Annotated in this window: 24 protein-coding genes; 17 read left to right on the top strand and 7 right to left on the bottom strand. The window is 63.6% G+C overall.

Features of this window, described 5'->3' with window-relative positions; all coding sequences use genetic code 11:
- The first annotated feature begins 174 nt into the window (after positions 1-174).
- Positions 175-582, top strand: a complete 408-nt coding sequence (locus tag AB0366_RS14795; protein WP_366244576.1) for a hypothetical protein — start codon at positions 175-177, stop codon at positions 580-582.
- A complete protein-coding gene (locus AB0366_RS14790) occupies positions 579-776 on the top strand; it encodes a helix-turn-helix transcriptional regulator (protein WP_366244575.1) in 198 nt (65 codons plus the stop codon). Before AB0366_RS14795 ends, AB0366_RS14790 begins: the two co-directional genes overlap by 4 nt.
- A 3-nt stretch (positions 777-779) precedes the next feature.
- Here the strand turns inward: AB0366_RS14790 and AB0366_RS14785 are convergent, their stop codons facing one another.
- Both AB0366_RS14785 and AB0366_RS14780 read right to left on the bottom strand, forming a co-directional pair.
- Positions 780-2,000, bottom strand: a complete 1,221-nt coding sequence (locus tag AB0366_RS14785) for a pyridoxal phosphate-dependent aminotransferase (protein ID WP_366244574.1) — start codon at positions 1,998-2,000, stop codon at positions 780-782.
- A complete protein-coding gene (locus AB0366_RS14780) occupies positions 1,997-2,938 on the bottom strand; it encodes a DMT family transporter (RefSeq protein WP_366244573.1) in 942 nt (313 codons plus the stop codon). The genes AB0366_RS14785 and AB0366_RS14780 overlap by 4 nt, the downstream gene beginning before the upstream one ends.
- On the opposite strand from AB0366_RS14780, the gene AB0366_RS14775 reads away from it, so the two are divergent.
- A complete protein-coding gene (locus tag AB0366_RS14775; protein WP_366244572.1) occupies positions 2,937-4,331 on the top strand; it encodes a PLP-dependent aminotransferase family protein in 1,395 nt (464 codons plus the stop codon). The genes AB0366_RS14780 and AB0366_RS14775 overlap by 2 nt on opposite strands.
- Here AB0366_RS14775 and AB0366_RS14770 read toward each other — a convergent pair.
- Positions 4,324-4,599 carry a PLD nuclease N-terminal domain-containing protein gene (locus tag AB0366_RS14770; RefSeq protein ID WP_366244571.1) on the bottom strand — a complete coding sequence of 92 codons (276 nt, stop codon included), beginning with the start codon at positions 4,597-4,599 and terminating at the stop codon, positions 4,324-4,326. The two genes, AB0366_RS14775 and AB0366_RS14770, sit on opposite strands and share 8 nt — an antisense overlap.
- A gap of 133 nt (positions 4,600-4,732) precedes the next feature.
- The gene (locus tag AB0366_RS14765) at positions 4,733-5,353 is read right to left on the bottom strand and encodes a TetR/AcrR family transcriptional regulator (protein ID WP_366244570.1); all 621 of its coding nucleotides are present in this window, start codon (positions 5,351-5,353) and stop codon (positions 4,733-4,735) included.
- Between the two features lie 56 nt (positions 5,354-5,409).
- Here AB0366_RS14765 and AB0366_RS14760 point away from each other — a divergent pair, with 56 nt between their 5' ends.
- Both AB0366_RS14760 and AB0366_RS14755 read left to right on the top strand, forming a co-directional pair.
- Positions 5,410-5,844, top strand: a complete 435-nt coding sequence (locus AB0366_RS14760; protein WP_121871554.1) for a PaaI family thioesterase — start codon at positions 5,410-5,412, stop codon at positions 5,842-5,844.
- Positions 5,845-5,884: 40 nt separating this feature from the next.
- Positions 5,885-6,343 carry a DUF6194 family protein gene (locus AB0366_RS14755; protein WP_366244569.1) on the top strand — a complete coding sequence of 153 codons (459 nt, stop codon included), beginning with the start codon at positions 5,885-5,887 and terminating at the stop codon, positions 6,341-6,343.
- Here AB0366_RS14755 and AB0366_RS14750 read toward each other — a convergent pair whose 3' ends face one another.
- Positions 6,344-7,243 (bottom strand): transketolase, encoded by a 900-nt coding sequence (locus tag AB0366_RS14750; protein WP_366244567.1) that lies wholly within the window; start codon positions 7,241-7,243, stop codon positions 6,344-6,346.
- Positions 7,243-7,923, bottom strand: coding sequence for a thiamine pyrophosphate-dependent enzyme (locus AB0366_RS14745; protein ID WP_366244566.1), 681 nt, complete (start codon positions 7,921-7,923; stop codon positions 7,243-7,245). The genes AB0366_RS14750 and AB0366_RS14745 overlap by 1 nt, the downstream gene beginning before the upstream one ends.
- Positions 7,924-8,029: 106 nt before the next feature.
- Here AB0366_RS14745 and AB0366_RS14740 point away from each other — a divergent pair, with 106 nt between their 5' ends.
- From AB0366_RS14740 to AB0366_RS14700, 9 genes are read left to right on the top strand one after another with little or no spacing between them, the layout of a single operon-like run.
- The gene (locus AB0366_RS14740; protein WP_366244565.1) at positions 8,030-8,401 is read left to right on the top strand and encodes a VOC family protein; all 372 of its coding nucleotides are present in this window, start codon (positions 8,030-8,032) and stop codon (positions 8,399-8,401) included.
- Positions 8,402-8,419: 18 nt separating this feature from the next.
- Positions 8,420-8,743 carry a hypothetical protein gene (locus tag AB0366_RS14735; protein WP_366244564.1) on the top strand — a complete coding sequence of 108 codons (324 nt, stop codon included), beginning with the start codon at positions 8,420-8,422 and terminating at the stop codon, positions 8,741-8,743.
- Positions 8,744-9,253, top strand: coding sequence for a putative immunity protein (locus AB0366_RS14730; RefSeq protein WP_366244563.1), 510 nt, complete (start codon positions 8,744-8,746; stop codon positions 9,251-9,253).
- 39 nt (positions 9,254-9,292) lie between these two features.
- Positions 9,293-9,628 (top strand): hypothetical protein, encoded by a 336-nt coding sequence (locus AB0366_RS14725; protein ID WP_366244562.1) that lies wholly within the window; start codon positions 9,293-9,295, stop codon positions 9,626-9,628.
- A 14-nt stretch (positions 9,629-9,642) separates the two neighbouring features.
- Positions 9,643-10,116 carry a GNAT family N-acetyltransferase gene (locus tag AB0366_RS14720; RefSeq protein ID WP_366244561.1) on the top strand — a complete coding sequence of 158 codons (474 nt, stop codon included), beginning with the start codon at positions 9,643-9,645 and terminating at the stop codon, positions 10,114-10,116.
- Positions 10,117-10,139: 23 nt separating this feature from the next.
- Positions 10,140-10,895: a class I SAM-dependent methyltransferase gene (locus tag AB0366_RS14715; protein ID WP_366244560.1), complete on the top strand. Its 756-nt coding sequence runs from the start codon at positions 10,140-10,142 to the stop codon at positions 10,893-10,895.
- Positions 10,892-11,440: a hypothetical protein gene (locus AB0366_RS14710; protein WP_366244559.1), complete on the top strand. Its 549-nt coding sequence runs from the start codon at positions 10,892-10,894 to the stop codon at positions 11,438-11,440. Before AB0366_RS14715 ends, AB0366_RS14710 begins: the two co-directional genes overlap by 4 nt.
- A gap of 33 nt (positions 11,441-11,473) precedes the next feature.
- A complete protein-coding gene (locus tag AB0366_RS14705; RefSeq protein ID WP_366244558.1) occupies positions 11,474-11,758 on the top strand; it encodes a DUF1490 family protein in 285 nt (94 codons plus the stop codon).
- Positions 11,759-11,777: 19 nt separating this feature from the next.
- Positions 11,778-13,958 carry a cation-translocating P-type ATPase gene (locus tag AB0366_RS14700; protein ID WP_366244557.1) on the top strand — a complete coding sequence of 727 codons (2,181 nt, stop codon included), beginning with the start codon at positions 11,778-11,780 and terminating at the stop codon, positions 13,956-13,958.
- Between the two features lie 13 nt (positions 13,959-13,971).
- Here the strand turns inward: AB0366_RS14700 and AB0366_RS14695 are convergent, their stop codons facing one another.
- Positions 13,972-15,189 (bottom strand): MFS transporter, encoded by a 1,218-nt coding sequence (locus AB0366_RS14695; protein ID WP_347872347.1) that lies wholly within the window; start codon positions 15,187-15,189, stop codon positions 13,972-13,974.
- Between the two features lie 113 nt (positions 15,190-15,302).
- On the opposite strand from AB0366_RS14695, the gene AB0366_RS14690 reads away from it, so the two are divergent.
- From AB0366_RS14690 to AB0366_RS14680, 3 genes are read left to right on the top strand one after another with little or no spacing between them, the layout of a single operon-like run.
- Entirely contained in the window at positions 15,303-15,710 is a 408-nt protein-coding gene (locus tag AB0366_RS14690) for a helix-turn-helix domain-containing protein (protein ID WP_121871566.1), read from the top strand.
- Positions 15,711-15,765: 55 nt separating this feature from the next.
- Positions 15,766-16,251 carry a MerR family transcriptional regulator gene (locus AB0366_RS14685; protein WP_347872348.1) on the top strand — a complete coding sequence of 162 codons (486 nt, stop codon included), beginning with the start codon at positions 15,766-15,768 and terminating at the stop codon, positions 16,249-16,251.
- Positions 16,232-17,224 carry an aldo/keto reductase gene (locus tag AB0366_RS14680; protein WP_347872349.1) on the top strand — a complete coding sequence of 331 codons (993 nt, stop codon included), beginning with the start codon at positions 16,232-16,234 and terminating at the stop codon, positions 17,222-17,224. The genes AB0366_RS14685 and AB0366_RS14680 overlap by 20 nt, the downstream gene beginning before the upstream one ends.

Here is a 17,224-nt window from a genome sequence, read left to right as displayed (position 1 = left end):
GACCTCCGAGTGAAGACGTATGCACGGGCTGGCTCCTTGGGCTGGGTACGACGCCGAATCCCGACGATCTACGTGTCGGAACCTTACCGCCAGAGCCGCATCGGCGAACACGTTCGGCACGGATGTATGGTTTCCTATACGTATAGTGAACTATACCTACGATCGGAGTTTCGGATGATTCTCAAATGGCTGTCAGTCGGTGCCGTCGGCCTGGCGACCGCGTCGGCGACGGCATTGCTCGCCTGGCTCGTCTCGCCGGTCGCACCGGGCATTTCCGCGGTGGTCTTCGGATTCACCGCACTGCCCTTCGGAACAACGCTCGGATGGATCCTCTTCGTCGCCCCGAGGACGGCGGAGGCCGCGTACTCCTCGGGCGAGAGCATCGAATCCCACTGGTTGTCGACCGCATCGAGCGGAATGGCCACCGACCTGGTGACTGTGCTCGGCCTGACCCTCGCCGTCGTCTCGATCGCGCGCGCCGAACCACCGGCCACCCTGCTCCTGATCGGCCTGCTTCTCGCCGCGTTCGCATCGTTCACCGCGCGGTACGCCCTCGCACGACATCGCGCCCTGTCCGAGTGAAGAACAGTGTTCGACGACGTCGCACCGAGCAGGGCTGGTCTCAGAACGAACTGGCCGAACGCATCGACGTCACGCGCCTGACGATCATCTCCATCGAGAAGGAACGATTCGACCCGAGCCTGCCCGTCGCCTTTCGCCTCGCCGCGGCCTTCGGCTGCTCGATCGAGGAACTGTTCGAGCCGGACCCCGGTTGATCTTCACTGGTGATAGGAACTCATGAAGTTGCCCAGACGCTCGAGCGCCGTCGCGAGATCGTCCACGTTGGGCAGGGTCACGAGCCGGAAGTGATCGGGCACATCCCAATTGAAGGCGCGGCCGTGACTGACGAGAATTTTCTCGGATTCGAGGAGGTCGAGTACGAACTTCTCGTCGTCGACGATCCCGAACCGTTCGGTGTCGAGCTTCGGGAACATGTACAGCGCACCCGCTGCCTGGACGCAGCTGATTCCGTCGATCGAGTTGAGCATGCGATGCGCCAGGTCGCGCTGCGCGGTCAGCCTGCCCGCCGGGAGCAACAGATCCTCGATCGACTGCCTACCGCCGAGCGCAGTCTGTATTGCGTGTTGCGCCGGCACATTCGCGCACATGCGCATGTTGGACAGCAGCGTGATGCCCTCGATGAAACTCGCCGCGCGTCGACGCGGGCCGGTGATCGCCAGCCATCCCGCCCGAAATCCGCACACCCGGTACGCCTTCGACAGACCCGAATAGGTGAGGCACAGAACGTCTTTCCCGGTCAGGGTGGCGAGGTTGGTCATCACCGAACCGTCGTAGACGATCTTCTCGTAGATCTCGTCGGCAAGCAGAACCAGATCGTGCTCCCGCGCAAGGTCGACGAATCGCTGCAGTACCTCGCGTGAGTACACCGCTCCGGTGGGATTGTTCGGGTTGATCACCACGATCGCGCGGGTGCGGGGGGTGATCTTGGCTTCGAGGTCCTCGAAGTTCGGGGCCCAATCCTGGCTTTCGTCGGCCAGATAGTGAACGGGTACGCCACCGGCCAGGGCCACCGAGCCGGTCCACAGCGGATAGTCGGGCGACGGGATCAGAATCTCGTCTTCCGGGTTGCACAGGGCCTGCATCGTCATGGTGATCAATTCCGATACCCCGTTGCCGAGGTAGACGTCGCCGACGTCGAGATCGGTCAGGCCTTTGGTCTGGTAATACTGGACCACCGCTGTGCGCGCAGAGAACAGACCGCGGGAATCCGAATACCCCTGCGCGGTAGGAAGATTACGGATCATCGCCATCATGATCTCGTCCGGTGCCTCGAAACCGAACGGGGCAGGATTACCGACGTTGAGTCGCAGGATCGCGTGTCCCTGCTCCTCGAGTTCTTCGGTCTTGTCCAGAATGCGGCCACGAATGTCGTAGCGCACGTTCTCGAGCTTGCGCGCCTGATCGATCGATTTCGTCATTTCGAAAACTCCTCCTGCCGAACGGTCGGCGACATCCGGGTCCGGACCGCCACTGTTGCACACACGATGACCGCCGCTCCACCCACCAGCACCGGCCACGTCAAGCCCTCACGCAGGATGATCGCGGCCCAGCAGATGGTCAGCACAGGTTGGATCAACTGGACCTGGCTGACGCCGGCCATCGGGCCGATCGCCAGTCCCCGATACCAGGCGAAGAACCCGAGGTACATGCTCACCACCGCCAGGTAGCCGAAGGCGGCCCACTCGGATGCCCCGGCTGTCGACGGTTGCTGCCACCACGCGAACGCGGCCAACGCTCCGGTCACCGGTACGGACACCACCAGCGCCCACGACACCGTCTGCCACGCACCGAGCTCTCGCGACAGCAGGCCGCCTTCGGCGTATCCCACCGCTGCAGCGACCACTGCTCCCAGCAGCAACAGATCCGACCACTGCAACCCGGTCACCTGCCCGCCTTGCACGGCAGCGAACCCGACCGCGACGGCAGCCCCCACACCTGCGACCAGCCAGAACATCGGCCGGACCGGCTGCCGTTCGCGGACAACCGCAGTGGCCGCGGTGGCCGCCGGCAGCAACGCGATGACGACGGCGCTGTGTCCCGCCGATGCCGTGGTGAGGGCGTACGAGGTGAGTACCGGGAAGCCGACGACGACACCGGCCGCGATCACCGCGAGCCGAATCCACTGCCGCCCCTGCGGGAGCCGTTGACCCGTCGCGGCGAGCGCTACCGCGGCCAGTGCGGCTGCGACCACAGCGCGTCCGCAGCCGACGAAGAGCGGGGACAGGCCTCCGGTGACGGCTACGCGGGTCAGCGGCACCGTGAACGAGAACGCCGTGACGCCTGCCAGGCCCCAGAGCAGTCCGGCGCGCGATAGCAGACCCGCGCCAGACCGAGTAGCGCTACTATGCTGTGTCATGTCCGACGATAGCAGCTCCCGGATCGTGTCTGCACTGAGAACCTGGATTGCGACAGCGCCACCGGAAGCCCGGCTGCCGTCCACCCGCGCCCTGGTTGCCGAGCATTCGGCCAGTCCGGTCACGGTGCAGAAGGCCCTGCGCACGCTCATCGCGCAGGGCGTCATCGAAAGCCGGCCTGGCGTCGGCACATTCGTCAGGACGGTGCGCACCGCCCGCCCCAACGATTACGGATGGCAGACTGCTGCACTGGGAGCGCCGGACAATCGACTTCAACTTCCGGCGGCTCTGCAATCGACATCGAGCGATGTGATCGCCTTGCATTCGGGCTACCCGGCCCGGGAGTTGTTGCCGGAAAGGCTTGTTCACGCCGCCTTCACCCGCGCCTCCCGCACCGACTCGGTTATCGCCCGACCACCCACCGCAGGTCTGCCGGAATTGCGGGCATGGTTCGCCGCCGAGTTGGGCGCGTCGACACCGTTGGGCATCACGCCACCGTCGGCCAGTGACGTCGTCATCATCCCCGGCAGCCAGACCGGACTCAGTACTGCATTTCGGGCGCTCGTCGGTGCCGGGCGGCCGTTGCTCATGGAGTCCCCGACGTACTGGGGTGCGATCCTTGCTGCCACGCAGGCCGGTGTCCGCGTCGTACCGATACCCAGCGGCGTCGACGGTCCGGACCCCGACGCGCTCGCACGGGCATTCGCGCACACCGGCGCTCGGGCGTTCTATGCGCAACCCACATTCGCCAGCCCCACCGGGGCACAGTGGTCGCCTGCATTGTCCGAGCAGGTCCTCGACACTGTTCGACGCCACGGCGCGTTTCTGATCGAGGACGACTCGGCCCACGATTTCGGCATCACCTCCGAGCCGAATCCGCTGGCCGCACGCGACGACGCCGGACATGTCGTCTATCTGCGTTCCCTCACCAAGACGGTGTCACCGTCGGTTCGCCTGGCGGGCTTGATCGCTCGCGGACCGGCGCACGAACGCATCCTCGCCGATACGGGAGCCGAATCGATGTATGTCAGCGGGGTTCTGCAATCCGTCGCCTTGGACGTCGTCACTCAACCCGCCTGGCGAACCCACCTGCGGCGGTTGCGCACTCAGTTGGCCTCGCGTCGAGACTTGTTGGCGAACAGCCTCATCGAGTTCGCACCGCGTGGACATCTCGACGCGGTGCCCCGAGGTGGACTCAATCTCTGGATGCGTCTGCGCGACGACTCCGATCTGGAACGGATTGTGCAGGAATGCAAGTCGGCGGGTGTCATCGTCGGAGCCGGCGACGACTACTTTCCCGCCGAACCCACCGGAAAGTTTCTCCGACTCAACTACGCGGGCCCCAACCCCGGCGAGTTCGCCGACGCGGCGCGCACGATCGGATCGATCATCTGAGTCCGTTGGAGGCATCGACGGCGAAAGTCGACTTCCGACCCCACACGAACCAGACCAGGGGACCGAGGAACGGGAACGCCAGTACGACGAAGATCCACACTGCCCGGCCGGCGACGGTGTAGTTGGGCGACCGGATGATGCTGACCAGCGCAGCGACGAACAGCACGACTGCGCCGAGCACCGCCACCAGAACGATGGTTCCCAACCCCCACCCCAGCACCTGTTCGGTGGTGGACGGTTGCTGAGACAGAAGTGTTGCGGCGTGCATGACGGTTCCTCCGATATCGCTGTGACGTTGACCTGAACAACGTTACGAATCAGCAGGGCGCGCCACATCGGTCTGCGTGAGTATCTCGTCGTACATCGGTGGATGTACGACTCGCGAAGACGCCTGCCCGAGTTCACCGGGCCTCATCGGATGTCCCATTCAGGTGACGGAGCATATCGGCCCGCGTGATGGCGAGCATCGCGTCGAGCATCGGTTGGTCGACGATGCGTCGTTGCCGCAGTGACACAGCTCCGTTCATCGCTGCCCAGGCGTTCAGGACCAGAGCGCGGGGGTCGACGTCGGACCCTGCGTCCGTCACTGCGTGCGTCACCGAATCGATGAGCCCACCGAGCGCTCTGTCGATCTTGGCTTTGGCCGCGCCGACCGTTTCGGACTCGGACTTGTCCACGTCGGTCAACCCCAGCAGTCGCAGCGCCAGCGGACTACCGCGATGGAATGCGATGTATCGATCGAGGAACTCGGCGACCACACGGACGGGGTCGACCGCGTCGACGGGTGCAGACATTTGTTCGACATGGGCCAGCGCCGTTCGCCACGCCAGTGCCGTATAGACGTCGACCTTGCCTGCGCCGAAGTTGGCGTAGATCGAGCTCACTGCCACATCTGCTGTTGCAGCGAGCATCTCGATCGTCGTTCCGCGATAACCGTGCTCGAGGAAGAGCGTCTGACCGGCGTCGAGCACAGCGTTGTGCGTTCGACGCTTCCGCTTGTCGGTGGGGGTTTCCAAGACCATGAACTTATCGTACTCTGATTCCGATATCGGAATCCAATTACGATAGAGGGGTAGCGATGACAACCAACGAAGTACAGGCACCGGCCAGCGGAAGCGCGGCCATGGCCATGTTTCTTCCGCAATCACCGTTCGTGCAGCAATTGGGAATCGAGCTCATCGACATCGACGAGGGCACAGCTCGACTGCGGCTGCCGTATCGCGACGAGCTGTCCACCGTCGGCCAGATGCTGCACGGTGGCGTGATTGCCGGCTGCATCGATATCGGGATCATGACCGCCGCATGGGCCGGATCCGCAGTCCCCGAGAAACTTCGGGGCGTCACGGTCTCCATGTCCGTTCAGTTCATGGAGCCGGTCTATGCCGAAGGGATCGATATCGTCGGCACTCGGATGCACGCCGGCAGGAGCCTCAAGACGTGTCGAGTCGACATCATCGGGACCGAATCCGGCCGCCTCGTCGCGACCGGAACCGGTACGTACAAAGTCGGCTGAACACTGCGACAGATGCTGCCGACCGTGTGACGATCGGTGCATGACACTCGACGACATCGTGAATCTGGTCGGCAGCTTCGAGGGCACGGTGACGCAGCGGCCTCGAGAAGGAGACGGAACTCCCGAGCTCGCGTGGGGCGACGCGTTCTTCTACTACTCGCCCGACGGCACGATCCCGACCACTCAGCCGTTTGCGACGATCGTGACCAAGAACTACCCGGGCGACGAGCTGTCCCAGCTGGACAGAACGGATGCGTTCCGCGTCAATATCGTTGCAGGAAAACAAGAATTCGAGAGGATCCTGGGAGTGCCGCCCCGCGAGGCGGCCAACGCACCCCAGGCCGACGTCGACGACGTCCTCGCTGCCCACCCTCAGTACGGCACCGCAGGCTGGCTGTCGGTGGTCAACCCGTCTTCGCAGACCGAGACACATATTCGGGAACTACTCGACTCCGCGTACCACGTCGCCAGGAGCAGGTACGAGCGCCGCCAGAGCTGATCATCCGAAGAAGTCGCTCATCGATCGGGACAGCCCATCGACATCCAACCCGTTGGCCCGATCGTGTTCGGCCACCGTGCCGTACTTGCGACGCTCTCCTGGTTCGACCCCGACCCCCGATACTCGATGACGCACATCAGCCAAGGCCCGATCGACCTGCAGCACTGACGTTCCCGCGAGATAGGGCTCGACGATCATGACGTCCGGCGCGGTCAACGTCGCCCGCAGCGTTCGACTGTCGAACGGCCTGATCGTCGACGCATGGAGCACCGTCACGTCGCGCCCCGAGGCTGCGGCCAGAACCCGGTCCGTCATCGGTCCGACGGAGATCACCGTTCCCGAATTACCCTGCTGCAGAACGGTGAACGTCCCATCGGGCCGACCGTGCGGACGTTCGTTGCACACCCCGTCGAGCCTGATGTAGACACAATCGTCGGTTGCCGTCGCGCTGTGCAGCATCCAGTCGACCTCGTCCACGTGCCCGGGAACGTGGACCGTCCACCCGCTCAAGGTGTCGAGGAGTGCGACATCTCGCTGACCGAAGTGTGTCTCGCCGCCCTGCGGCCACCCGTAGGACCCGCCCGAGCTCACCAGGATTGCGCCGACGCCCTGGTGCCCGAGGTCGAGCTTCACCTGCTCGAACGGTCGCTCGATCAGGAACGGCGGGAAGGTGTGCACGACCGGACGCATTCCGGCCAAGGCCAAGCCACCGGCGACACCGATCATGGCCTGCTCTCGAATCCCGACGTTGATCACCCGCGATCGAACATCGGGAGTGAGGTGCGGTTCGACATATCCGACTCCGATTTGCGCCAGCACCAACGCCGTTCGCTCGTTCTGCGCCAACAGTGCGGGCACCAGACGGTAGAAGTGCTCGCGTTGGTCCAGCGTTGCGCTCATCAGCTCTCCTTCTTTTCGACATGAGCAACCACCACGTGCGGCCGATCCGCATGATCGAGGCGAAACGCCTGCCGGAGCGCACTGTGGTCTCGGCCGTCGACGTCGGACGCCGACCATCCTTCGACTGTGAACCGCGACGCGATGCCCCCGGGCCAACCCAGGCCCGCCGAGTCGTTGTCGATCACCACGGCGGTCAGATTGCCCAGATTCGATCGCGCAGCGAATTGAATGGCTTCCATATTGCTGCCCTCGTCGAGCTCGGCGTCGCCGATCAGTACGAAAACTCGGGCGATGCTCTTCTGAATCCGCAGCGCAACAGCAGTTCCGGCGGCCAGTGCCAAGCCATGACCGAGCGATCCCGATCCGATATCGACCCCGCGTGCCAGCGTGCGATCCGGGTGATTTCCCAGCGGAGAGTCGTAGCTGCCGAACGACGCAAGCTCGTTCGGCGTCAAGAATCCACGTGCCGCAAGCACTGCGTAGTACGCCATCGGGCCGTGACCCTTGGAGAGGTAGAACCGGTCGCGTTCGGGGTCGTCGGGATTCTCCGCGTCGAGGCTCAGAATGTCGGAGTACAGCACCCACAACACGTCGAGGGTGGAAGTGGCACTGGTGCTGTGCTTTTCGTCGCCCGTCATAAGAGTCATGAGCCGAGGCAACTCGTCGAATGTCATCTGCATGAACCCACCCTGCAACCTCGAGCGCACTCGAGGTCAAGCCCTGCGAGGGAGGTGAGTTGAGCCGAAGCGGGGGCACTGACGGCACCACCGACCGTAGTCTCCAGATATGCCGCGAAACCCCCTCGCTATAGCGGGGACGTCCATCGACTGCGCCGATCCGGCGCAAGTCGCGCACTTCTACCTCGCGCTTCTCGGCGGCGAGTTGTTGTGGGAGAGCTCAGAGAGCGTTGGGCTTCGCACACGATCCGGCCTGAACATCGTTGCGCAGAAAGTTGCGAACTACGTCCCTCCCGTCTGGCCATCGACTTCGATCGTGCACTTCGACCTGGATGCGGGAGGGGACCTTGCCGGATCCGTCGCCTACGCAGTCGAATGCGGCGCCAGGGAGGCAGCAGAGCAGCCGGACCCCCGATGGCGAGTTCTCCTCGACCCCGCCGGCCACCCCTTCTGCATCACCACGGAGGTGTACGACGGTTGACGGGGGCAATAGCCTGAGATGGTGCGCAATCTCGTCATCGTCCTGCTGCTGTTTGGATTCGTCGTCGGATTGGCTCCGTTGGGCTGGTATCTGATCGGTGAAATGACCACCAACACGAGTGGCGTCGTGTACTCGGGTGGCTACGAGCCTCTACAAGGTCTCACGATGAGCGACGAGTTCGTGACCTCGATGAACAACTCGTTCGACCGACGAACACAAGGCCTATCGATGCTGTGGCTGTACTTGGTACCCATTGCAAGCTCAACACTTGGCGCGCTGACCGGGGTGGTCATGTACAAATTCGGATTCGTGCTGACACGCAATCGAACCCGAGAGGCTTGAGTGGCCGAACCTACGGATGTCGAGCTGAGCGTCGACGACATTCGACACGTGACGGCCTTCGCCGCTAACTGCGCCCGACGGGCATTACCGATCTACGAGACGGCCCACCCCGACGATGCACGTCCAGGCGCGGCAATCGAGGGTGCCGAGGCATTCGCCGAGACCGGCCACCGCACAACAGCACTTCGCCAACTCGCCTGGGCAGCGCACAAGGCTGCCCGTGAGGTGCCGGCTTCAGCAGCGACGGACGCCGCACTGTCCGCAATGCACGCGGCCGGTGCTGCCTTTCTCCATCCGCTGTACAGCCCCCATCAGGTCAAACACATTCTCGGATCTGCAGTGCATTTGATGCTCACGGAATCCAATGCTGTTGCAGAGCAGATCGAATGGATCGAGGCAGAGGCCGACGCGACCGTGCGTTCGGTCCTACGCCGGTTTCCGCCACCGATCGCCGGGCGTACGAGGTTCGGCGTGCTCATGGTTCGACTCGATACCGAATTGCGTCGTTGACGCATTGTCTCGACCGAGCGTCGGTGACACCATGGGAACATGAACGACCGTCAACGTCGGTGGACTCGATATCTGCTCGGCATCTGGCTGGCCTTGGTCGTGTTCTCGACGATTGCCGACATCGTGACCGAACCATCGTTGTGGAACTGGACGAAGCTGGCGGTGTTGGCGATAGCCGCCCCGTGGCTCTGGCACCGACACGGCCGGGCCTGGCTGATGCCCCACAAGATCGAACCCGAAGCTGTACCCGTCGAGGATGTCGACGCGGTGGTCGCAGAATCCGGCAGAACTGTCCACGCCATCAAAGCGTTACGAGAGATGCATCCCGGTCTCGGTCTGCTCGATGCGAAGAATCTCGTTCAACCGGAACACTGACCGAGGAGAAAGTAATGGCACCAATCAGCGGTACACGTGTCGTCCAGGATGCTGCAGAATTCTCCGAGGCCGCAACCCTGTTGATCGACTTCAATCGCGAGTACGACTACCCGGTGCCCGAGTCGGATTGGCTTGCAGCACATCTCGACTCTCTGGTGAAATCCGGCGACACCAGCGTGCTGACGTTCGGGACTCCCGCCATCGGTGTGGCCGTTCTTCGATTCAGGGCCGGCACTCTGAGTGCGGATATCGAGGCCTACCTCGCCGAGTTCTACATCCAGCCTGGGCTACGCGGGAAGGGCTACGGCACAACCTTTCTCGACGACGTCATCGAGCACGCACGCGGCAAGGGTGCCACCTACATGGACCTCAACACCTCTGAGGACGACGAGGCGGCGCGACACGTGTACGAAAAGCGTGGCTTCGACTGCCACGAAGGCCGTGGCGAGGGACCCAAAGCTCTGTATTACGAACTCGAGCTGAACTGACGCACGCGATGTAGCCTGGCTATATGGTTAGCCGAGATAACAGCTCGACGTCGTTCGGGACTGTCGCCGACGTGTACGAATCTGCTCGCCCCGAATACCCGTCGGCAGCGGTCGAATGGCTGCTGGAACCCGTACTCGAATCCGGTGATCGTCCTTTCGTCGCCGACGTCGGTGCCGGGACCGGCAAGCTCACCCGAATCATCGTCGCCGCCGGGTGCGATGCCGTCGCGGTCGATCCTGATCCCGCCATGCTCGACACCCTGCGCGACGCAGTGCCCGGAGTTCCCGCGCACGTCGGCACTGCCGAGTCCCTGCCGCTGGAGGACGGGAGCGTCGATGCCGTTCTGCTCGGACAGGCTTGGCACTGGGTCGAGCCAGTGGCCGCGTCACGCGAGATCGGCCGGGTTCTCCGCCCGGGCGGCACTCTGGGACTGATCTGGAACATTCGTGACGAGTCGCAATCGTGGGTTCGGCGACTGAACTCGGTGGTCTCGCGCGGTGGAGCCCTGACCATGTTCGACGACGGTCCACCGCCGATCGCAGAACCGTTCCGTCGGCTCGACGAGGAGCGGTGGACGTGGTCGCGCACGGTGAGTCGGTCCCAGTTGAACGACTTGGTTCGGTCGCGCAGCTTCTACATCACCGCGACCCCCGATGAACGCAACCGCATCGATCGTGATCTCACCGCACTGTTCGACGAATTGGGGCTGGAGGGATCGACAACGATCGAACTGCCCTATGTCACAAAAGCTTTTCGCACCGCGAAGCCGAGCCGATGAATTCTCGGATCCACTCGCTTGCGGTCGCATCGGGTGATTCGATCATCGGCATCGGAGTGATTGTCGCCGACGACGGGTCGACTGTTTTCGTTCCCGACGGACCCGACGAACGAGCCGTCGGCGACAGTGCCGTGAGGATGCCTCTGACGGGTCACTGCGATGCCCCTCCGGCTGGTAGCTGGGTGTCACTGCGCGGCACATTGATCGACGAGGCCATCGTCGTCGAAACCATCGACAGCATCGAGCGGCCCACCTTCCCCGGTGAACCCGTATTACGAATACCTGGACCGGCCGGGAGTAACTGGTCGAACGATGCGCTTTTGGCGGCCGTCGAGAAGAGCGAGTCGGATCTTCGTAGCGCATCGGGCGCGTATCGCGACAGCAACGGAACACTGGTGCTCACGCTGCACTATCTGTACCTCGATCGAGGTGTCTGCGAATGGCTCGCCCGACCGCACCCGGGCCCGATCGAAGTATGGGTGGCCATACGCCCTGCGACCCCGGGAGTCGCCACAGCCGCACAAAACGAATACGATTCCCAATAAGTGGGTACAGGTTCGATTTCGAGGAGCTACAACATGGCGTTTCCGATCATCGTCGCGAAGGCAGTATCGACGGTCGTAACAGGCGCAGTCGGCGTCGCCGCGTACAACGGTGCCAAGAAGCTGTACGACAAGGCTCCCGTCCGCAAGGCTGCGGTATCGGCAACCGAGCTCGGTCTCCGCGCCGCGCGAAAGGCCGAAAATCACGCCGAATCAGCACGTTTGGCTGTGTCCGATGTTGTTGCGGAGGCGCGCGACCGGCTCGGCGAAGAAGTGCCACCACCCTCGGCGACCGAAGTCGGCCACGGCCACTCGCACTGATCACGGCAGTCGGCCGAATATGACGATGCTCGTCGAAGACACCATCGACACGGCTCCCAGCCGCGCGGATGGCATCGAGATCCTGTCCGATGCCGCCGGCCGCATGCGGCTTCGCGTCGACTGGCTGCGGTCGAGTCCGGGTCGCGCGGTCGCCGTCGAAGATCACGTCGACAAGATCCGCGGCGTGCGAGCCGTCCACGCGTACCCCCGCACCGCGTCGGTCGTCGTCTGGTACTCCCGCTCCCGGATCGACCGGGCCGAGCTGTTCGATGCGGTGAACGCGGGTCGCACCACCGACTGGGCTCTGGTACCCGTGCGTAGCCCACGGTCTGCGGACGTCACCAGCGGCGACGTCCTGCGTATGACCATCGGCGGCGCGGCCCTGGTCCTGCTCGGCTTCCGTCGCTACGCCTTCCGACGGCCACCCATCCTCGGCCCCACCAGCCGTGTCGTGGCGACCGGAGCCACCATCTTCACCGGCTATCCGTTCCTGAAGGGAGCGCTGCGCTCGCTGGCCGGAAATCGGACCGCCGGCACCGACGCGCTCGTCAGCGCCGCCACTGTGGCAAGTCTCGTCCTCCGCGAGAATGTCGTTGCCCTGACCGTGCTGTGGCTGCTCAACATCGGCGAGTACCTGCAGGAGCTGACGCTCAAGCGCACTCGTCGCGCAATCTCCGATCTTCTGACCGGCACGCAGGACACCGCGTGGATTCGGCTTCCCGACGGTTCCGAGATCTCTGTCGACGTCGATCGGCTGGAGATCGGCGACGAGGTTGTCGTGCACGATCACGTCGGCGTGCCTGTGGACGGGACCGTCGTCGACGGTGACGCGGTGGTCGACCAGTCCGCGATCACCGGTGAGACATTGCCGGTGACGATAGCTGCAGGCGACCGGATCCATGCCGGGTCCGTTGTCGTCCGTGGACGTATCGTCATCCGCGCGTCTGCGGTAGGCCGCGATACGACGATCGGTCGCATCATCTCGCGCGTCGAGGAGGCCCAGGAAGACCGCGCTCCGATTCAGACTGTGGGAGAGAACTTCTCACGACGCTTCGTGCCCGCGTCGTTCATCCTGTCGGGCCTCACCCTCCTGGTCACCCGGGATGTCCGACGGGCGATGACCATGCTGCTCGTCGCGTGCCCGTGTGCGGTGGGTCTGTCGACTCCGACGGCCATCAGCGCTGCCATCGGAAACGGTGCTCGCCGAGGGATTCTCATCAAGGGTGGGTCGCATCTGGAACAGGCAGGCAGGGTCGATGCCTTCGTGTTCGACAAGACCGGAACCCTCACCGTCGGACGCCCCGTCGTCACCAATGTCGTTTCTTTCCAAGACGACTGGGAGCCGGAGCAGGTTCTGGCGTATGCCGCGAGTTCCGAGATCCACTCTCGGCATCCGTTGGCCGAGGCCGTAATTCGCAGCACCGAAGAACGCCACATCGTGATTCCTCCGCACGAGGAGTGCGAAGTGCTCGTCGGCCTCGGCATGCGAACAGTCGCAGACGGTCGGACTCTGCTGCTGGGCAGTCCTTCGCTGCTGCGCGGCGAGAGCGTGGACGTGTCCGAGTATGCAGCCGATTGGGTTTCGCGACTTCAGCGTCAAGCCGAGACACCGTTGCTGCTGGCAGTGGACGGAGTGTTGGTCGGATTGATCAGCCTGCGTGACGAGGTCCGGTCGAATGCTCTGGAAGTCTTGAATGCGCTTCGCGCCGACGGTGTGGAACGGATCGTCATGCTCACCGGAGATCACCCCGAGACCGCCGCGGCCGTCGCCGCCGAACTGGGCATCGCCGAATGGCGAGCCGAGGTGATGCCCGATGACAAACTCGAAGCCGTCCGCAAGCTCCAAGAAGAGGGGTATGTCGTCGCGATGGTCGGCGACGGCACCAACGACGCACCCGCGCTCGCCGTCGCGGATATCGGAATCGCAATGGGGTTGGCGGGCACCGATGTTGCCGTCGAAACGGCCGATGTCGCTCTCGCCAGCGACGACTTGACACGGCTGCTCGACGTTCGCGATCTCGGTCGACACTCGGTATCGGTCATCCGGCAGAACTACGGAATGTCCATCGCAGTGAACGCACTGGGCCTCGTGGTCAGCGCCGGTGGAGCACTGTCGCCGGTGCTCGCCGCGATTCTGCACAACGCATCTTCGGTTGCGGTGGTGGGCAACAGCTCGCGACTGATCCGATACCGAATCTGATCGACACCGCCAGTCACGATGTTTCGCGCTGCAGCGCAACGCTCTTCGATCGGAGATTGAGCAGGACCACAGACGCGGCGGCCGCGCAAAGAATTGCACCGAGAACTACCGGTCCGGTGACTCCGAACCGTTCGATCGCCAGACCGCCCGCAGCAGCACTGACGGCAATCGAAAGATTGAACACCATGACGTACAACGACGTGGCCTGCTCTTTCGCACCGGACGCCACCCTGAACACTGCGGTCTGCAAGACCACGGGAAGCGCCGAGTACGACAGACCCCATAGGACGACGAGCACAACGGTCGCCCACACACCCGCGGTCGGTAGGGCCGATACGGCGAGCGTGATCGCGAGAAGAACCAGGAACACGAGTTGGACCAACCCGAGTGGCGACTCGCGCGCCGCGGCCGCACCGCCGACGAAGTTGCCCAGCACACCGGCGATCCCGAACGCCAGCAACAGGGCACCGATCAACGGTAGTGGAATTGCACTGTGCTGCAGGAGAAGTGGGGCTACATACGTATAGGCGGCATAGTGGCCGACCACAACCAGCGCCGTCACCCCGAGCACCGTGCGCAATCCAGGCCACCGATGAAAAGTGGACAACACGGAGCCCGAAGGACTGGACATCTGCGGTGGCAACGCAGAAACCGATGCGAATACCGCACACGCTGCTCCGGCACTCAGAACGGCCGATCCGACGAAAGGCGCACTCCAGCCCCACCTCTCGCCCATGGCGGTTCCAATCGGTAGTCCCAGAACGAGCGCAGCAGCAATACCGGACAGGACTATCGCAGTAGCCCTCTCCGCGAATTGTGGAGACACCGACCTGACGGCAACGGTGGCCGCGATCGACCACATCAATCCGTGTGCGAAGCCCATCAGTACCCGAACCCCGATGAGCTGCCAGTAGGAATCGACGAGGACCGTCGCGGTGTTGCCCAGGACAAAGATTCCCAGTATCGAGAGCACCAGCACCCGCCGATCCACGGTCTTGGTCCACGAGGTGACGGCCGGAGCGGTAAGACCCGCGGCGAGTCCGAATGCTGTGACCGTCAGTCCAGCGAGCCCGGTGGTGACACCGAACTCCGAACTGATGGCCGGCAGTAGCCCGACGGGCACCATTTCCGTTGCTGTGACGGCGAACACCGCGACCGACATTGCCCAGACACCCGCCCACTGGCGGTGGGATGTCGGCAGGGCATCTTCGGGCAACGTGGTGTCGGGCATCGGGCTCCTATCGGTCCAGCGGATCACGTGCTGACAGCATCATCGAAGAAGTATCCAGTAGGAAGTAGGTACCTTGAAGTGCCTATCCGAGACCCAGGCGAAGGGGCACAACAGTGATCGAACACGACGACGCAGGCGCGACAGTCGGCACCGCCGAACACGACGCCTTTCTGGTGACATGCAGCAGCCGCCAGCTGCTGGCACGGCTGGCCGACAAATGGGTCACGCTCGTGCTGTGTGCGCTGATGAACGGGCCGATGAGACATTCGGCGCTGGCACGACGAGTATCGGGCGTCACGCAAAAAATGCTGACTCAAACTCTGCGCAATCTCGAGCGCGACGGACTGGTGACCCGAACGGTGACACCGACCGTTCCGCTGACCGTGGAATACGAACTGACAGAACTCGGTCGCTCGTTGGTCGGAGTGTTTCTCCAGCTCAAGGACTGGGCGGATTTGAACATGGACGAGGTCGCTCTCGCTCGAGAGAAGTACGACTCGATCCATCGGACGAGTGTGTGATCGTGGCCGATTTCGGCTTGCGTTGGAGTGCACTCGAAGACGTAGCGTCTGGTCCATGACCGCAGCACCGCATTCACCGGCCGCGACCGACACCGAGGACGTGAGTATCGGAATTGCCGAGATGGCCGAGTCCTCGGGACTGACGCAGGACACGCTTCGCTGGTACGAGCGGGAGGGCCTGATACCCGAGATCCCTCGCACGGCGATGGGTAGACGCGCATTCAGCCCGCGACTGGTCGCACTCGTGAAACTTCTGGTTCGTCTGCGGACGACCGGGATGCCCACAGCCGATATGCGTCGATTCGTGATTCTGGTGAATCTGGGTGCGTCCACTCATCAGGAACGGATCGACCTTCTGACCGCGCACCGCGCACGCGTCGACGAGAAGCAACGTCGTCTCGCCGAAGCACGATCTGCGCTGGAAACGAAAATCTCGCACTACGAGGACCTGATCGCACGAGGTCTCGACTGCGAGGGTCTCGCGGTCGTCCACCCATCACCCAACGAGCACAGGAGCATTCATGTCGATTCCCACTCGTAACGTCCCGGCACTCGGACGCAATGTCGGTGCCATCGGCCTCGGCTGCATGGGTATCAGCTGGGCCTACACCGGTGCCGATACATCCTCGGACACTGCCGGTGCACCGATCCTGGAGCACGCACTCGCGTCGGGGATCGACTTCTTCGACACCAGCGACGCCTACGCTGCCGGACACAACGAGAGGGTCGTCGGACGCGCTCTGGCCGGGACGAATGCAGTGATCGCCACGAAAGCCGGGTTGATCGGCAACGTCGACGGCGGAGCGCCTGTTCTGACCCGAAACGGTACGCCGAAGCACCTCGCGCAGGCCTGCGACTCCAGCCTGCGGAACCTCGGTGTGGACACCATCGATCTGTACTACCTCCACCGCGTCGACGACCAGGTGCCGATCGAGGACTCCTGGGGAGCCCTGTCCGAATTGGTGGCGGCGGGCAAGGTGCGCGCCCTGGGACTCAGCGAGATCACCGTCGAGCAGGCACGGGTGGCACACAGTATTCATCCGGTCGCCGCGGTGCAGTCCGAACTATCGCTGTGGACTCGGAATGCGTTGGGGCAGGGCACTACACACGACGGTGAACCTGCGGGAAACATGGTGCAGTGGACGGTTGAGAACGACGCGGTGTTCGTGCCGTTCTCGCCGTTGGGTCGAGGGTTTCTCACCGGCTCACTCGACACCTCAACGCTCCCGGCGACCGACATGCGGTTGGCACTTCCCCGATTCTCCGGAGCTGCGGCCGAGCAGAACCGATCGATCGTCGACGTGGTGTCCGCAGTTGCATCGAGGCACGACTCCACCCCTGCCGCTGTGGCACTGGCGTGGGTACTGGCCCAGGGTCCCCATGTGATTCCCATTCCCGGCACCACCAACATCGGACACTTCGACGCCAACCTCGCGGCACTCGAGCTTCAGCTCACCGCCCAGGATCTCACCGCGCTCGACGATGCACCCACGGCAGTCGGGGCCCGATACTGA

This window comes from Rhodococcus sp. NPDC076796 (genome assembly GCF_040702765.1).
Taxonomy (GTDB): domain Bacteria; phylum Actinomycetota; class Actinomycetes; order Mycobacteriales; family Mycobacteriaceae; genus Rhodococcoides.
This window is presented reverse-complemented; position numbering and strand designations above follow the sequence as displayed.

What these genes read in the sequence shown, in the direction of transcription:
- AB0366_RS14795 (WP_366244576.1), top strand. Translation starts at nt 175, where the DNA reads ATGATTCTCAAATGGCTGTCAGTCGGTGCCGTCGGCCTGGCGACCGCG.
- AB0366_RS14785 (WP_366244574.1), bottom strand. Translation starts at nt 2,000, where the DNA reads ATGACGAAATCGATCGATCAGGCGCGCAAGCTCGAGAACGTGCGCTAC.
- AB0366_RS14775 (WP_366244572.1), top strand. Translation starts at nt 2,937, where the DNA reads ATGTCCGACGATAGCAGCTCCCGGATCGTGTCTGCACTGAGAACCTGG.
- AB0366_RS14780 (WP_366244573.1), bottom strand. Translation starts at nt 2,938, where the DNA reads ATGACACAGCATAGTAGCGCTACTCGGTCTGGCGCGGGTCTGCTATCG.
- AB0366_RS14770 (WP_366244571.1), bottom strand. Translation starts at nt 4,599, where the DNA reads ATGCACGCCGCAACACTTCTGTCTCAGCAACCGTCCACCACCGAACAG.
- AB0366_RS14765 (WP_366244570.1), bottom strand. Translation starts at nt 5,353, where the DNA reads ATGGTCTTGGAAACCCCCACCGACAAGCGGAAGCGTCGAACGCACAAC.
- AB0366_RS14760 (WP_121871554.1), top strand. Translation starts at nt 5,410, where the DNA reads ATGACAACCAACGAAGTACAGGCACCGGCCAGCGGAAGCGCGGCCATG.
- AB0366_RS14755 (WP_366244569.1), top strand. Translation starts at nt 5,885, where the DNA reads ATGACACTCGACGACATCGTGAATCTGGTCGGCAGCTTCGAGGGCACG.
- AB0366_RS14750 (WP_366244567.1), bottom strand. Translation starts at nt 7,243, where the DNA reads ATGAGCGCAACGCTGGACCAACGCGAGCACTTCTACCGTCTGGTGCCC.
- AB0366_RS14745 (WP_366244566.1), bottom strand. Translation starts at nt 7,923, where the DNA reads ATGCAGATGACATTCGACGAGTTGCCTCGGCTCATGACTCTTATGACG.
- AB0366_RS14740 (WP_366244565.1), top strand. Translation starts at nt 8,030, where the DNA reads ATGCCGCGAAACCCCCTCGCTATAGCGGGGACGTCCATCGACTGCGCC.
- AB0366_RS14735 (WP_366244564.1), top strand. Translation starts at nt 8,420, where the DNA reads ATGGTGCGCAATCTCGTCATCGTCCTGCTGCTGTTTGGATTCGTCGTC.
- AB0366_RS14725 (WP_366244562.1), top strand. Translation starts at nt 9,293, where the DNA reads ATGAACGACCGTCAACGTCGGTGGACTCGATATCTGCTCGGCATCTGG.
- AB0366_RS14720 (WP_366244561.1), top strand. Translation starts at nt 9,643, where the DNA reads ATGGCACCAATCAGCGGTACACGTGTCGTCCAGGATGCTGCAGAATTC.
- AB0366_RS14715 (WP_366244560.1), top strand. Translation starts at nt 10,140, where the DNA reads ATGGTTAGCCGAGATAACAGCTCGACGTCGTTCGGGACTGTCGCCGAC.
- AB0366_RS14710 (WP_366244559.1), top strand. Translation starts at nt 10,892, where the DNA reads ATGAATTCTCGGATCCACTCGCTTGCGGTCGCATCGGGTGATTCGATC.
- AB0366_RS14705 (WP_366244558.1), top strand. Translation starts at nt 11,474, where the DNA reads ATGGCGTTTCCGATCATCGTCGCGAAGGCAGTATCGACGGTCGTAACA.
- AB0366_RS14700 (WP_366244557.1), top strand. Translation starts at nt 11,778, where the DNA reads ATGACGATGCTCGTCGAAGACACCATCGACACGGCTCCCAGCCGCGCG.
- AB0366_RS14695 (WP_347872347.1), bottom strand. Translation starts at nt 15,189, where the DNA reads ATGCCCGACACCACGTTGCCCGAAGATGCCCTGCCGACATCCCACCGC.
- AB0366_RS14685 (WP_347872348.1), top strand. Translation starts at nt 15,766, where the DNA reads ATGACCGCAGCACCGCATTCACCGGCCGCGACCGACACCGAGGACGTG.
- AB0366_RS14680 (WP_347872349.1), top strand. Translation starts at nt 16,232, where the DNA reads ATGTCGATTCCCACTCGTAACGTCCCGGCACTCGGACGCAATGTCGGT.